At 69.5% G+C, this 14,187-nt stretch carries 12 protein-coding genes; 9 read left to right on the top strand and 3 right to left on the bottom strand.

Annotated elements, in window-relative coordinates:
• Positions 1-10 precede the first annotated feature (10 nt).
• The 4 genes from ABZ027_RS03475 (at position 11) to ABZ027_RS03460 (ending at position 4,340) form a co-directional block, all read left to right on the top strand.
• On the top strand, positions 11-1,393 hold the full coding sequence (locus tag ABZ027_RS03475; protein ID WP_356763912.1) for an extracellular solute-binding protein: 1,383 nt from the start codon (positions 11-13) through the stop codon (positions 1,391-1,393).
• Entirely contained in the window at positions 1,390-2,340 is a 951-nt protein-coding gene (locus ABZ027_RS03470) for a sugar ABC transporter permease (protein WP_356763910.1), read from the top strand. Before ABZ027_RS03475 ends, ABZ027_RS03470 begins: the two co-directional genes overlap by 4 nt.
• 6 nt (positions 2,341-2,346) lie before the next feature.
• Positions 2,347-3,186: a carbohydrate ABC transporter permease gene (locus ABZ027_RS03465; protein ID WP_356763908.1), complete on the top strand. Its 840-nt coding sequence runs from the start codon at positions 2,347-2,349 to the stop codon at positions 3,184-3,186.
• Positions 3,187-3,632: 446 nt separating this feature from the next.
• Positions 3,633-4,340: a helix-turn-helix transcriptional regulator gene (locus ABZ027_RS03460; RefSeq protein WP_356763906.1), complete on the top strand. Its 708-nt coding sequence runs from the start codon at positions 3,633-3,635 to the stop codon at positions 4,338-4,340.
• 45 nt (positions 4,341-4,385) lie between these two features.
• Here ABZ027_RS03460 and ABZ027_RS03455 read toward each other — a convergent pair whose 3' ends face one another.
• Complete coding sequence (locus ABZ027_RS03455) at positions 4,386-5,411, bottom strand: ATP-dependent 6-phosphofructokinase (protein WP_356763904.1); 1,026 nt, start codon at positions 5,409-5,411, stop codon at positions 4,386-4,388.
• Between the two features lie 249 nt (positions 5,412-5,660).
• Between ABZ027_RS03455 and pta the strand changes: the two genes are divergently transcribed.
• From pta to ABZ027_RS03430, 5 genes are all read left to right on the top strand, one after another.
• Positions 5,661-7,751 carry a phosphate acetyltransferase gene (gene pta / locus ABZ027_RS03450; protein WP_356763902.1) on the top strand — a complete coding sequence of 697 codons (2,091 nt, stop codon included), beginning with the start codon at positions 5,661-5,663 and terminating at the stop codon, positions 7,749-7,751.
• Positions 7,748-8,953, top strand: coding sequence for an acetate kinase (locus ABZ027_RS03445; protein ID WP_356763900.1), 1,206 nt, complete (start codon positions 7,748-7,750; stop codon positions 8,951-8,953). The genes pta and ABZ027_RS03445 overlap by 4 nt, the downstream gene beginning before the upstream one ends.
• 130 nt (positions 8,954-9,083) lie before the next feature.
• Complete coding sequence (pyk, locus tag ABZ027_RS03440) at positions 9,084-10,514, top strand: pyruvate kinase (RefSeq protein ID WP_356763898.1); 1,431 nt, start codon at positions 9,084-9,086, stop codon at positions 10,512-10,514.
• A gap of 221 nt (positions 10,515-10,735) precedes the next feature.
• Positions 10,736-11,650: an SDR family NAD(P)-dependent oxidoreductase gene (locus ABZ027_RS03435; protein ID WP_356763896.1), complete on the top strand. Its 915-nt coding sequence runs from the start codon at positions 10,736-10,738 to the stop codon at positions 11,648-11,650.
• A 99-nt stretch (positions 11,651-11,749) separates the two neighbouring features.
• Positions 11,750-12,085, top strand: a complete 336-nt coding sequence (locus tag ABZ027_RS03430; RefSeq protein ID WP_356763894.1) for a thioesterase domain-containing protein — start codon at positions 11,750-11,752, stop codon at positions 12,083-12,085.
• A 116-nt stretch (positions 12,086-12,201) separates the two neighbouring features.
• Here ABZ027_RS03430 and ABZ027_RS03425 read toward each other — a convergent pair whose 3' ends face one another.
• Both ABZ027_RS03425 and ABZ027_RS03420 read right to left on the bottom strand, forming a co-directional pair.
• Positions 12,202-13,554 carry a hypothetical protein gene (locus ABZ027_RS03425; protein ID WP_356763892.1) on the bottom strand — a complete coding sequence of 451 codons (1,353 nt, stop codon included), beginning with the start codon at positions 13,552-13,554 and terminating at the stop codon, positions 12,202-12,204.
• Entirely contained in the window at positions 13,544-14,155 is a 612-nt protein-coding gene (locus ABZ027_RS03420; protein ID WP_356763890.1) for a DUF6114 domain-containing protein, read from the bottom strand. Before ABZ027_RS03420 ends, ABZ027_RS03425 begins: the two co-directional genes overlap by 11 nt.
• Between the last annotated feature and the right edge of the window lie 32 nt (positions 14,156-14,187).

Raw genomic sequence — 14,187 nt, 5'->3', positions numbered from 1 at the left:
GCAGGAGGTCATGCCCGTGCGCCCCACCGCCGTCCGCTCAACTTCCTTACTGATCAGCCTTGTCGCCATCGCAGCCACCGTCACCGCCTGCGGCGGCGGTTCCGGTGGTGACCCGGACACCCTGAAGGTCTCCTTCAAGCAGTCCACGGACAACTCGATCCACGTCATGGACGACTACCTCGCCGGCGTCAAGAAGCAGTTCGAGAAGGAGAACCCCGGCAAGAAGGTCGAGCTCGTCCCCATCAAGGCCCCGGACTCGGAGTACTACACCAAGCTCCAGCAGATGCTCCGCTCCCCCAAGACCGCCCCGGACCTGGTCTACGAGGACACCTTCCTCATCAACTCGGACATCACCAGCGGGTACTTGAAGCCGCTCGACCCGTACCTCGCCAAGTGGCCGGACTGGGGACAGTTCATGGAGACCGCGAAGGCCGCCGCGAAGGCCGAGGACGGCAAGACGTACGGCGTCCCGGACGGCACGGACACCCGGGGCCTCTGGTTCAGCAAGGACATCTTCCGCAAGGCGGGCCTGCCCGCCGGCTGGCAGCCGAAGACCTGGGACGACGTCCTCGCCGCCGCCCGCACGATCAAGGAGAAGGTCCCGGACGTCATCCCGCTGAACGTCTACACGGGCAAGCCGGTCGGTGAGGCCGCCACCATGCAGACCTTCGAGATGCTGCTCTACGGCACCGGCGACGCGGGCGGCCAGGATCCCCTCTACGACCGGACGTCGAAGAAGTGGGTCACCGCGGGCGACGGCTTCAAGGACTCCCTCGCCTTCGTCGAGACCGTCTACAAGGAGAAGCTCGGTCCGGACATCGAGGACGCCCTCGACCCCAACGTCATGACGAGGGTCCGCGGCGAGTGGCTGCCCAAGGGCAAGCTCGGTATCGCCCTCGACGGCTCCTGGCTCCCGCAGGACTGGCTGAAGGGCAGCGGACACGAGTGGCCCGAGTGGTCGAAGGAACTCGGTCTCGCCGCGATGCCCACCCAGCACGGCCAGGCCCCCGGCAAGGTGAGCATGTCCGGCGGCTGGACCTGGTCCATCCCGGACAAGTCAGCCAACCCCGACCTCGCCTTCGACTTCATCAAGACCCTGCAGACGAAGGCCAACGCCCAGAAGTGGTACATCGCCAACTCGGGCATCGCCGTCCGCGAGGACGTCGCCGCCGATCCCGCGTACACCAGGGCCCAGCCAGGCATCACGTTCTTCACCGACCTGGTCGCCAGCACCCACTACCGGCCCGCCTATCCCGCGTACCCGAAGGTCTCCACCGCCATCCAGGAGGCGATGGAGGGCGTGACGACGGGTGACCAGCCCGTGCCACAGGCGGCGCGGGCCTACGACGACGCGCTCAAGGAGGCCACGGACAACCAGGTGGTCGACAAGTGACCACCGCCGCACCGCGGGCGACGGGTCCGGGGGCGGCGAAGTCCCCCTCGGGCCCGCCCCCTGCACCGCCCGGCGCTCCGCGCGTCCCCCTGCGCCGCTCCCTCGTCCGTGCCCTCCCCGTCTCCCCCGCGCTGGTCCTGCTGCTGCTCTTCCTCGCGGGCCCGATCGTCTACTGCGTCTGGATCGCCTTCACCGACCTCCAGCTCACCGGCCAGGCCGAGTCGTCGTTCGTCGGTCTGGAGAACTTCCGTACGGCGTTCCAGGACGAGGAGTTCCTCAACGCCGTATGGCTGACGCTGGTGTTCACGGTCATCTCGTCGCTGATCGGGCAGAACACCCTGGGCCTGGCACTGGCCGCCCTCATGCGGCGCGCCTCGAAACCGGTCCGCACGCTCACCGGTGGGATCGTGATCACGGCGTGGGTGCTGCCGGAGGTGGTCGCCGGTTTCCTGCTCTACGCCTTCTTCCGCCGCGAGGGCACCCTGAACGCCATCCTGGACTGGCTCCACCTCCCGTCCCAGAACTGGCTGTTCACGCTTCCGATCCTCGCGGTGTCCTTCGCGAACGTGTGGCGGGGGACGGCCTTCTCGATGCTCGTGTACTCCGCCGCCCTCAACGAGATCCCGAAGGAGATCACCGAGGCGGCCGAGGTCGACGGGGCAAGTGGCCGGCGCCGTATGTGGCACATCACGCTCCCGATGATCCGTCGCTCCATCGCCACCAACCTGATGCTCAACACCCTGCAGACCCTGTCCGTCTTCGGGCTCATCTGGGTGATGACCAGGGGCGGCCCGGGTGACAAGAGTCAGACGCTGCCCCTCTTCATGTACGAACAGGCCTTCCAGAACAGCATGATCGGCTACGGAACGGCGGTGGCGCTGCTGTTGCTCCTGGTCGGCTCCCTGTTCTCGCTCATCTACCTGCGCCTGCTGCGGACGGAGGTCTGACGACACATGGCCCTGACGCTCTCCTCCCGCCGACGCAGCCGCCGACTGGCCGCCGACGCCGGGCTGTTCGTGCTCGCCGCCGCCTTCGCGCTGCCGCTGGCCTGGGTCGTCCTGTCGTCCCTCGACCCGCGCGCCGACCTCAGGGTGAAGGCGCCCGACGGCCTCACCCTGGGCAACTTCGATGCGATCCTGACCTCCGACATCACCTTCACCCCGCTGCTGAACAGCCTGATCCTGTGCGGCGGCGCGACCGGACTGACGGTGGTGTGCGCGGCGCTCGCCGCGTACCCCCTGTCCCGGTTCAGGTCCCGCCTGAACCGTCCGTTCCTGCTCACCATCCTCTTCGCGACCAGCCTGCCGATCACCGCGATCATGGTGCCGGTGTACGCGCTGTTCGTGCGGGTGGACCTGATCGACACCATGCAGGGCACGATCTTCTTCTTCGCCGCTTCTCAACTGCCGTTCGCCATCTGGCTGATGAAGAACTTCATGGACGGCGTGCCGAGGGAACTGGAGGAGGCGGCCTGGACGGACGGCGCGTCCTCGCTCCAGTCACTGGTCCGGATCGTGCTCCCCCTCATGGGGCCGGGAGTCTCCGTCGTGACGGTGTTCTCCTTCGTGATGATGTGGGGGAACTTCTTCGTCCCGTTCATGCTTCTGCTCACCCCGGACCAGATGCCGGCCTCGGTCAGCATCAACGAGTTCTTCGGGAACCGGGGCATGGTGGCCTACGGGCAGCTGGCCGCGTTCTCCGTCGTCTACTCGACCCCGGTGATCCTGCTGTACGTGCTGATCGCCAGGCGGCTGGGCGCGGGGTTCGCGCTCGGCGGGGCGGTCAAGGGATGAAGGGTGAGCCCGGCGCGCACCTCCAGCGAGCGCCGTCGGGGTGGTGACGGGAGGGGGGAACGTTCGGATTGCGCCGCCGGAACCCCTCCCTCCCACGGTCGATCGCCGTGTTGACCTTGACGTACTCACCTTCGATGTCCGCCCACCCGGGCGAGACACGCGAGGCCCCGTCGGCGCCGACCGTTTCGGGATGCCGGACGGAAGGCGTCTCCGAACGCTCGCGAATATGCCCCTCTACCTTGCCATTCGCCTCTTGCACGAGAGCGACGGTCCGTCCGGGCACCCGTCCGGGCGCCCTCCGCGACCCTCCCCACCAGCCGCCGGTCCGGCGACGGACGATCTTCGGCCACCTCGAACCCACGGCCGAAACCGTATGTTCCTACAATCTGTGATCCTGGCCGAACTGACCGTAGTCACCGTTCGTCGGCGCCCCTAGCTTGTGGGCCGTGCGCCGACCCCCACAGCCGAATCCGTCCAGCCCACCGCCGACTCCCCCGTTCGACGCTCCCGTCGCCCGCAGACTGAGGACCGCTCTCGGAATGGGACCCGAACATGTCGCCTACGGCATGCGGGTCTCCTACGGGCTCCCCTATGTGACCCCCGACCTCGTGATCGCCTGGGAGCGCCGGATCGCCGCTCCCAGCAACCCCGAACTCATCGGGCTCGCGGGCGTGTTGTGGTGCTCCCCCGGAGACCTCATCGGCAGACCACGCACCCTGCGCGAGCACCGGCTCGCCCGCGGGTTCGCGCCCGAGGACGTGGCGCGTGCCGTAGGGCTCGAACTCCTCGCGTATCTCAGCATGGAGGAGCACGACGAGTGGCGCGGCACCGGCCGTCAGTCGTCCGCGTTGGCCGACCTGCTGGACCTCTCGCTGCCCGACCTGGTGACCGTCACGGGCCACGAGCCGAAACTCGCCGAGCTGCTGCGCGACGCCATGACGAGTCGGTGGCAGTCGTACGTCCGCCCGGTCGCGAAGATCGTGCCGCTGGGCCGGCGGCTCCTGGAAGACAGCCTCAGGAAGCTGCACCGGCAGTACCAGGGGCAGCTGGCCTCCACCCTCGGCTGGGGCGGCAACGCCGGTGAGGCCGGGCAGGACTTCCTGGACCGGGTGGTCGACCACTTCTGGACCACGGTCCAGGACAACACCGGCTAGCACTCCGGAGAGCGGTCCGGAACACCAGCTCGGACGGGGGTGGGTCTAGAAGACCGACTCCGCCTCGTCCATCCGGTCCTTCGGGACCGTCTTCAGCTCGGTCACCGCCTCCGCGAGCGGCACCATCTCGATGTCGGTGCCGCGCAGGGCGGTCATCCTGCCGAATTGGCCCCGGTGGGCGGCCTCCACCGCGTGCCAGCCGAAGCGGGTGGCAAGGACACGGTCGTAGGCGGTCGGTGAGCCGCCGCGCTGCACGTGGCCGAGGATGACCGGCTTGGCCTCCTTGCCGAGGCGGCGTTCCAGCTCGTACGCCAGGGCCGTACCGATGCCCTGGAAGCGCTCGTGGCCGAACTGGTCGATCGCGCCCTTGCCGTAGTCCATGGTGCCCTCGGCGGGGTGGGCGCCCTCCGCGACGCAGACGACGGCGAACTTCTTGCCGCGGGAGAAGCGCTCCTCGACCATCTTGACCAGGTCAGCCGGGTCGAAGGGCCGCTCGGGCAGGCAGATGCCGTGGGCGCCGGCCGCCATGCCGGACTCCAGGGCGATCCAGCCCGCGTGCCGGCCCATGACCTCGACGACCATCACGCGCTGGTGGGACTCGGCGGTGGTCTTGAGGCGGTCCATCGCCTCGGTGGCCACACCGACCGCGGTGTCGAAGCCGAAGGTGCGGTCGGTGGAGGAGATGTCGTTGTCGATGGTCTTCGGGACGCCGACCACCGGCAGGCCCGCGTCGGCCAGCATCCGCGCGGCGGTCAGCGTGCCCTCGCCGCCGATCGGGATCAGCGCGTCGATGCCGAAGTCGCGCGCGATGTCGTACGCGTTCTCGCAGGCCTCGCGCAGCCGGTCGCGCTGCAGGCGGGAGGAGCCGAGGATGGTGCCGCCACGGGCCAGGATGCCGCTGACCGCGTCGAGGTCGAGCGTGCGGTAGTGGCCGTCGAGCAGGCCGGCGTAGCCGTCCTCGAAGCCGATGACCTCGTCGCCGTAGTGGTCGACGGCTCGGTGCACGACCGACCGGATCACGGCGTTCAGGCCAGGGCAGTCGCCGCCTGCGGTGAGCACTCCGATGCGCATCGTGCTGTGTCTCCTGCTCGCTGTGGATACCGGTGAGCCAGGTCCGATTGTTTCATGCCCGCGGGACCGCGTCGCCGGTCACCACTGCCGGGCGCCCTATATATCGCGGGAGGTATTGTCAAGAGGGTTCTGCTCACCACGGTGGGCTCTTTTTATGAGCCCACTGATCCCCCGGGCCCCGCTTCCCCCAGGCCCACGACACCCCCCTGAGCAGACGGAACGAAGACGACGACGGAACGGAGACCGCGCGTGACCCGCAGCGTGTACGTGACCGGCATCGACCGTGGCGACGGCCGCCAGGTCGTCGAGCTGGGGGTCATGGAACTCCTGACCCGGCAGGTCGACCGGGTGGGCGTGTTCCGTCCCCTCGTCCACGACGGACCCGACCGCCTTTTCGAGCTGTTGCGCGCCCGGTACCGGCTGGCCCAGGACCCGGCCACGGTCTACGGCATGGACTACCACGAGGCGTCCGCCCTCCAGGCCGAGCGCGGCGCCGACGAGCTGGTGTCGACCCTGGTGGACCGCTTCCACCGGGTCGCCCGCGACTACGACGTCGTCCTGGTCCTGGGCACCGACTACGCCGACACCCAGTTCCCGGACGAGCTGTCGCTCAACGCCCGGCTGGCGAACGAGTTCGGCGCGTCGGTGATCCCGGTGGTCGGTGGCCGGGGCCAGAGTGCCGAGTCCGTGCTGGCCGAGACCCACAACGCCTACCGCGCCTACGACGGCCTCGGCTGCGACGTCCTCGCCATGGTCACCAACCGGGTCGCCCGGGACGACCGGGACAAGATCGCCGAGCAGCTCCACTCCCGGCTCCCCGTGCCCTGCCACGTCCTGCCCGACGAACCCGCCCTCTCCGCGCCGACGGTCGCCCAGATCGCGCACGCCCTGGGCGCCAGGGTCGTCCTCGGCGACGACTCCGGACTCGCCCGGGACGCGCTGGACTTCGTGTTCGGCGGGGCGATGCTGCCGAACTTCCTCGGCGCCCTCACGCCGGGCTGCCTGGTCGTCACCCCGGGCGACCGTGCCGACCTGGTGGTCGGTTCGCTGGCCGCGCACAGCGCCGGCACCCCGCCGATAGCGGGCGTACTGCTCACCCTGGGCGAGGTGCCGGGCGAGGACATCCTCACCCTCGCGGCCCGCCTCGCCCCCGGCACTCCGGTCCTGTCGGTGACCGGCACCAGCTTCCCCACCGCCGCCGAGCTCTTCTCCCTGGAGGGGAAGCTGAACGCGGCCACCCCGCGCAAGGCGGAGACCGCGCTCGGCCTCTTCGAGCGGTACGTCGACACCACCGACCTCAACCGGCGGGTCTCCGCGCCGAGCAGTGGCCGGCTCACCCCGATGATGTTCGAGCACAAGCTCCTGGAGCAGGCCCGCTCCGACCGGCGCCGCGTGGTGCTGCCCGAGGGCACCGAGCCGCGCGTCCTGCACGCGGCCGAGGTGCTGCTGCGCCGCGGGGTGTGCGACCTGACCCTGCTCGGCCCGGTCGACCAGATCCGCAAGAAGGCCGCCGACCTCGGTATCGACCTGGGCGACGCCCAGCTGATCGACCCGGCCACCAGCGAGCTGCGGGACTCCTTCGCCGGGAAGTACGCGGCCCTGCGCGCCCACAAGGGCGTCACGGTGGAGCTGGCGTACGACGTCGTCTCGGACGTGAACTACTTCGGCACGCTGATGGTCCAGGAGGGCCTCGCCGACGGCATGGTGTCGGGGTCGGTGCACTCCACGGCCGCGACCATCAGGCCGGCCTTCGAGATCATCAAGACGAAGCCGGACGCGGACATCGTCTCGTCCGTCTTCTTCATGTGCCTGGCCGACAAGGTCCTGGTCTACGGCGACTGCGCGGTGAACCCGGACCCGAACGCCGAGCAGCTGGCCGACATCGCCGTCCAGTCGGCGTCCACCGCCGCGCAGTTCGGTGTGGCGCCGCGGATCGCGATGTTGTCGTACTCGACGGGTACGTCCGGTTCGGGCGCCGACGTCGACAAGGTGCGCGAGGCGACCGAGCTGGTGCGTTCGCTCCGGCCCGACCTGCGGATCGAGGGGCCGATCCAGTACGACGCGGCCGTGGAGCCGTCGGTCGCGGCGACCAAGCTGCCGGGCTCCGAAGTCGCCGGTCAGGCCAGCGTGTTGATCTTCCCGGACCTCAACACCGGCAACAACACCTACAAGGCCGTGCAGCGGTCGGCCGGCGCGATCGCCGTCGGACCGGTGCTGCAGGGCCTGCGCAAGCCGGTCAACGACCTGTCCCGGGGCGCGCTCGTCTCGGACATCGTCAACACCGTCGCCATCACGGCGATCCAGGCCCAGCACCCCAACGAGAAGGCAACCGCCCAGTGAGCCCGTCCCGCGTCCTCGTCCTCAACTCCGGTTCCTCGTCGGTGAAGTACCAGCTGCTCGACATGGGGGACAGCAGCCGACTGGCCGTGGGGCTCGTCGAGCGCATCGGCGAGCAGTCCTCCCGGCTCAAGCACACCCCGCTGGCCCGCGGCGGGGAGTCCCGGGAGTGGACCGCCCCGATCGCCGACCACGAGGCGGCCCTGAAGGCGGTCGCGGAAGAGCTCGCGAGGGACGGGCTCGGACTCGACTCGCCGGAGCTGGCCGCGATCGGGCACCGGGTGGTGCACGGCGGGAAGACCTTCACCGAGCCGACCGTGATCGACGAGGCCGTGCTCGCCGAGATCGAGCGGCTGATCCCGGTGGCCCCGCTGCACAACCCGGCCAACCTCACCGGCATCCGCACCGCCCGGGCGCTCAGGCCCGACCTCCCGCAGGTCGCCGTCTTCGACACCGCCTTCCACACCACGATGCCGGAGTCGGCCGCCCGCTACGCGATCGACGTGAAGACCGCCGACGAGCACCGGATCCGGCGCTACGGCTTCCACGGGACCAGCCACGCCTATGTGTCCCGGGCGACGGCGAAGCTGCTGGGCAGGGCGCCCGAGGACGTCAACGTGATCGTGCTGCACCTGGGCAACGGCGCGTCCGCCTCGGCGGTCCGGGGCGGGGTGTGCGTGGACACCTCCATGGGGCTGACGCCTTTGGAAGGACTGGTGATGGGTACGCGCTCGGGAGACATGGACCCGGCCGTCATCTTCCATTTGATGCGCGTTGGCAAAATGTCCACGGACGAGATCGACACTCTTCTCAACAAGAAGAGCGGATTGATCGGTCTGTGCGGGGACAACGACATGCGGGAGATCCGCCGCCGGATCGACGAGGGTGACGAACAGGCCCTACTGGCCTTCGACATCTACATTCACCGGCTGAAGAAGTACATAGGCGCCTATTACGCCGTACTCGGCCGCCTGGATGCGGTCGCCTTCACAGCGGGAGTCGGGGAGAACGCGAGCGCGGTGCGGGAAGCTGCGGTGGCGGGCCTGGAAGGGCTGGGCCTGGCCGTGGACGGCGCGCTCAACGCCGTACGCGGTGACGAGCCGCGACTGATCTCGCCCGGGCACGCGCGGGTCGCCGTCGCGGTGGTCCCCACCGACGAAGAACTGGAGATCGCCACACAGACCTACGCACTGGTCGGGCAGTAACAATATGCGGCTCGGCCGCGTGGCCAACTGAGCAATACACGGCAGTAACACGCCTGAGCGCAGAGCCGCCCATTTGTATCTTCCACCAGACGGAATATTCCGTAGCGAAACAAACCGATAGGATCGCCCCATGCGCCGTTCGAAAATCGTCTGTACTCTCGGCCCCGCGGTCGACTCCCATGAACAACTCGTGTCGCTGATCGACGCCGGCATGAATGTGGCCCGCTTCAACTTCAGCCACGGCAGCCACGCCGAGCACCAGGGGCGGTACGACCGCGTCCGTGCCGCCGCCAAGGAGACCGGCCGGGCCATCGGTGTGCTCGCCGACCTGCAGGGCCCGAAGATCCGTCTGGAGACCTTCGCCGAGGGTCCGGTGGAGCTGGAGCGCGGTGACGAGTTCGTCATCACGACCGAGGACGTCCCCGGGGACAAGCAGATCTGCGGAACGACCTACAAGGGCCTGCCCGGTGACGTGACCCGGGGCGACCAGATCCTGATCAACGACGGCAACGTCGAGCTGAAGGTCACCGAGGTCGAGGGCCCCAAGGTCAGGACGATGGTGATCGAGGGCGGTGTCGTCTCCGACCACAAGGGCATCAACCTGCCCGGCGCGGCCGTGAACGTCCCGGCGCTGTCCGAGAAGGACATCGAGGACCTGCGCTTCGCGCTGCGCATGGGCTGCGACCTGGTCGCGCTGTCCTTCGTCCGGGACGCCTCGGACGTCGCGGACGTGCACAAGGTCATGGACGAGGAGGGCCGCCGGGTCCCCGTCATCGCCAAGGTGGAGAAGCCGCAGGCGGTGGAGAACATGGAGGACGTCGTGATGGCGTTCGACGGCGTGATGGTCGCCCGTGGCGACCTGGCCGTCGAGTACCCGCTCGAGAAGGTCCCCATGGTGCAGAAGCGCCTGATCGAGCTGTGCCGGCGCAACGCCAAGCCGGTGATCGTGGCGACCCAGATGATGGAGTCGATGATCACCAACTCCCGTCCGACCCGCGCCGAGGCCTCCGACGTGGCCAACGCGATCCTGGACGGCGCCGACGCGGTCATGCTGTCCGCCGAGTCGAGCGTGGGCGCGTACCCGATAGAGACCGTGAAGACGATGTCGAAGATCGTCGCCGCGGCCGAGCAGGAGCTGATGTCCAAGGGCCTGCAGCCGCTGGTCCCGGGCAAGAAGCCGCGCACGCAGGGCGGTTCGGTGGCCCGCGCCGCCTGCGAGATCGCCGACTTCCTCGGCGGCCGCGGTCTGGTGGCCTTCACCCAGTCCGGCGACACCGCCCGCCGCCTCTCGCGCTACCGCGCGGTCCAGCCGATCATCGCGTTCACCACCGACGAGTCCACCCGCAACCAGCTGGCGCTCAGCTGGGGCGTGGAGCCGCACGTCGTGCCGTTCGTGAACAGCACCGACGAGATGGTCGACCTGGTCGACCAGGAGATCGCCAAGCTCAACCGCTTCAACCCGGGCGACATCTGCATCATCACCGCGGGCTCGCCCCCCGGCGTCGCCGGCACCACCAACATGCTGCGGGTGCACCACCTCGGCGGGGGCTCGGGCGTCTGAGTGGGCGTTGCCCCAACAGGCCGAGGACTGGCGGAACGGCTGCCGTTCCGTTTCCGGTCCTCGGCCTTTCGTTTCACCAGGGCCGCACGGCGGGCAGGCCGCGGGTGAAGGTGAATTGGGCGACCGCACAGGGCGACTTCTGGCGACGGGTGCCTGCGTGACACAGTGATCCACGGATCATCCGAGGCGCCAACTCCCGTCGCGACCAGAGGAATGCCACTGTGACCACCTCCATCATCGTCACCGGCGCGTCCGCGGGGCTGGGGGAGATCACCGCCGGACATCTGGCCGCCGCCGGTCACCATGTGATCCTCGCCTGCCGCAGCGCCGAGCGCGGCCTAGCGGCGGCCGACCGCATCCGGGCCCGCACTCCCGGCGCCGGTCTGGAGGTGCTCGAACTCGACCTCGCCTCGCTGGACTCGGTCCGTACGGCGGCCGGGAAACTGCTGGCGGACACCAGCCGGCCGCCGCTGCACGGACTGGTGTGCAACGCGGGCGTCCAGGTCGTCAACGGGGTGCGGAAGTCGACCGACGGACACGAACTGACCTTCGCCACCAACCACTTGGGGCACTTCCTCCTCATCCGACTGCTCGCCGACCACATCGCGGCGCCGGGCCGGATCGTGCTGGTCTCCAGCGAGGTGCACCAGGGCCCCCTCAAGTCGATGGGCTTCCCCGCTCCGCACTGGCAGCACCCCAGGGCGCTGGCAGACCCGGCACAGACCGAGCTGGGCGGATCGGCCAAGGCGGGCCGCGTCCGCTACGCCACCTCGAAGCTCGCCAATCTCTTCCTGACGTACGAGCTGGCCCCCCGCCTCGCCGGCCGCGGGATCACCGTCAACGCCTTCGACCCTGGCCTGATGCCGGAGACCGGACTCGACCGGGACTGGCCGGCCTGGACGCAGCGGATCTACCACACGACGGCCCCGCTCCTCGTCCGGACCCTGCCGGGCACCCGCACCGTGGCCCGCTCCGGCGGCGACCTGGCCTGGCTGGCCACGTCCCCCGACGTCGCCGAGGTCACCGGGACCTACTTCTCGGGGCGCCGACGGCGCGCCAGCTCCCGGCAGTCGCACGACACCACCCTCGCGGCGGAGCTGTGGGAGGTCTCGGAGGAACTCGTTGCCGAACACTGAGCCCACACACCACGGTCCGAAAAGCTGGATCAGGTGCTTCCACCGTTCCTAAAGACTGAGCGGGAGTGAATCCTGTTTCCAGGACTCGTGCTCAGCCGGGTGCCCCGAACGGTGGCGGGCACCGACCCGCGGGTCCTCGCGCAGGAGGACCTGATGAGGCTGACGCTGCCACCGATGCGCGTCGACCACGAGGCACTGGAGACGTACGTCCACCCGCGCGGACAGCGGATGGGCTGCCCCGTCAGAGTGGTGATCGGCGACCGGGACCCCCTAGTGACACCGGAGACGGCCGGCTCCTGGGCGGAGCACACCACCGTCGGCTGCGACGTACGGGTGCTGCCCGGCGGGCACTTCTATCTCCAGGACCGCCAGGAAGAGGTGGCGGCCCTCGCCCTCGACTTCATCGCCACCCTGCGCGCCACCCGAAGTCCCTGAGTCACGGCCGCGGCAGGCAACGCGCTTCCCGCGGCCTGTACGCCACTGAGGGCGCCCCCTGGTAAGGGGGCGCCCTCAGTTCTGTGCGCGGCTCCCGAACGGGCTTACACGGGCGCTCAGCCGGTCAGGTAGTTGTGCAACCCGGGGATGTGCAGGGTCCCGCCGGCCTGACCGGCCTGGACGACCTTCACATCGGTGAAGTAGATCTCTGGGATGTTGAGCGGCGGCGGACTGTCCGGGCTGAACGTCATCGGTATCAGGCCGAACAGCTTGCCGGAGATGCTCTCCGTGTACATCACCGTCTTGCCGCCACGGAACGTGGACATCGAACCCTTGGCCGCCTGCACGTGGTGGGTCTTGCCGGACTGCTTGTCGTACACCGTCTGGTGCAGATCACCGATGTCGATTCCGCCGGAGACGACGTACTTCAGCACCTTCTTGCTCTGGCCACTGGCCGTCTTCACCGTGACGACGCCCTTGTAGTCGCACTTCCTCAGCAGCAGCGAACTGGCGTCGAGGTACCAGGGGTTGTCGGGCAGCACCACCTCGTCCTGGCCGCCCTCCTCGTCCGTGGCGGCCGGGCAGTCGTCCGCGTTCGTGCCGGAGCCCGCGGACGGGCCTGGCGAGGCGGTGGCCCCGTCGGCGGCGTCCCCGGCTGCCTTCTCGACGGCCTTGGCGGTGTCCTCGACCGTCTTGGAGGCGCCGTCGGTCGTGTCCTTCACGGTGCCGCCCACCGTGTCGGTGAGCTTCTTGGTGGTGTCCGTGAGGGAGCCGGAGGTGTCCTTGCCGGTGCCCGCCCCGCTGTCGGAGCCGTCGCCCGAGCTGTCCGGGCTCGCGGAGGCGGACGGGGTGGCCGACGGCGTGGGGCTCGCGCTGTCCGTCGCCTTGGTGTCGCCGGTGAGGATCCCGCCGATCGCGTCGCCGATGCCGTCCAGCAGGCCGCCGCCGCTCTCGGAGGGCGAGGGGCTCGCGGCGTCGGACGCCGAGTCGCTCTCCTCGCTCGACGAGGCCGAGGGGGACGGCGCCGGGTCGGTCTTGTCGTCGGAACCTGAATCCGACGAAGAGGAGCCGCCCGAGGACGCGGACGGGTCCGGCTCGGCCGAGTCGCCCTTGTCCGAGGAGTCCGAGGAGCCGTCCGCGGACGGGTCCTTGGCGTCGTCGCCGCTCGCCGAGGCGGACGGCGACGGACTGGCCGACGGCGACGCGCCGTCCTCCAGCGCCGTGAGGCAGTCCTTGTACTCGTCGGCCGTCAGGCTCTTGGACGCCGGCTGGTCGTCGGCGAGCGCGAGGGTCGGCGTGAATCCCATCCCCATGAGGACCGCGGTCGGCATCGCCGCCAGGGCTATCGCCTTGCCGGCCGGCACGTGGAACCTGGTGAACAGCGGCTTCTTGGGTGCCGCGTGGCGCGGCCCGGTTCTCACACGGGACGCCTCCACGTCAGTCCCGTGGGTCACCTCGTCAGCCGGCACTGTGCCTCCCGTTCGCCCCGTTGACCGGGATCGTTCCTGACAGATCGTTCGGCCCGTCCGTCCCGTCCACCGGCCTGAGGACCGTGGTGTCGGAGTCCGTCGCCGCCGTGTCCTTGGTGAACGCGACACCCGGTACCGCGCCCTCGGGGGTACCGCCCGCGCTCGCGGGGACCCCGGGCGGCTGCGACACGGGCGGCTGGCCCGGTACCCACGACACGGCCATCGCTCCGCCGACGAGGGCGAGGAGGAAGCCGATGACGAAGCCGCCGAAGTTGGACACCGGGAGGGACACCAGGCCCAGCAGAATCGCCGCGACGCCCGCGAAGGTGCGGACGTGCTTCTGGAACCAGAGGCTGAGACCCAGGACGAAGAGCAGCACACCGATGATCAGGGAGCCGGCACCCGCGGTGGTGGCCATGGCCAGCGTGACGTGACCCAACTGGAGGTTCGCGTACGGGAAGTAAAGGATGGGGAAGCCGGCGAGCGTGACGAACAGACCGGCCCAGAACGGCCGAGTACCCCGCCAGGCGCGGAAGTTCCGCCGGAAGACCGAGAGGTAGTGCTCATCGCGGCCGGGCGCGGCAGGAGTTTCGGCGCTCATGGAAAACAGCTCCCTGGAACGGCGTTGCTGTG

The sequence above is a fragment of the Streptomyces sp. NPDC006332 genome (genome assembly GCF_040612855.1).
Lineage (GTDB): Bacteria > Actinomycetota > Actinomycetes > Streptomycetales > Streptomycetaceae > Streptomyces.
The sequence above is the reverse complement of the archived record's forward strand: the minus strand, read 5'-3'. Positions and strand labels throughout refer to the sequence as shown.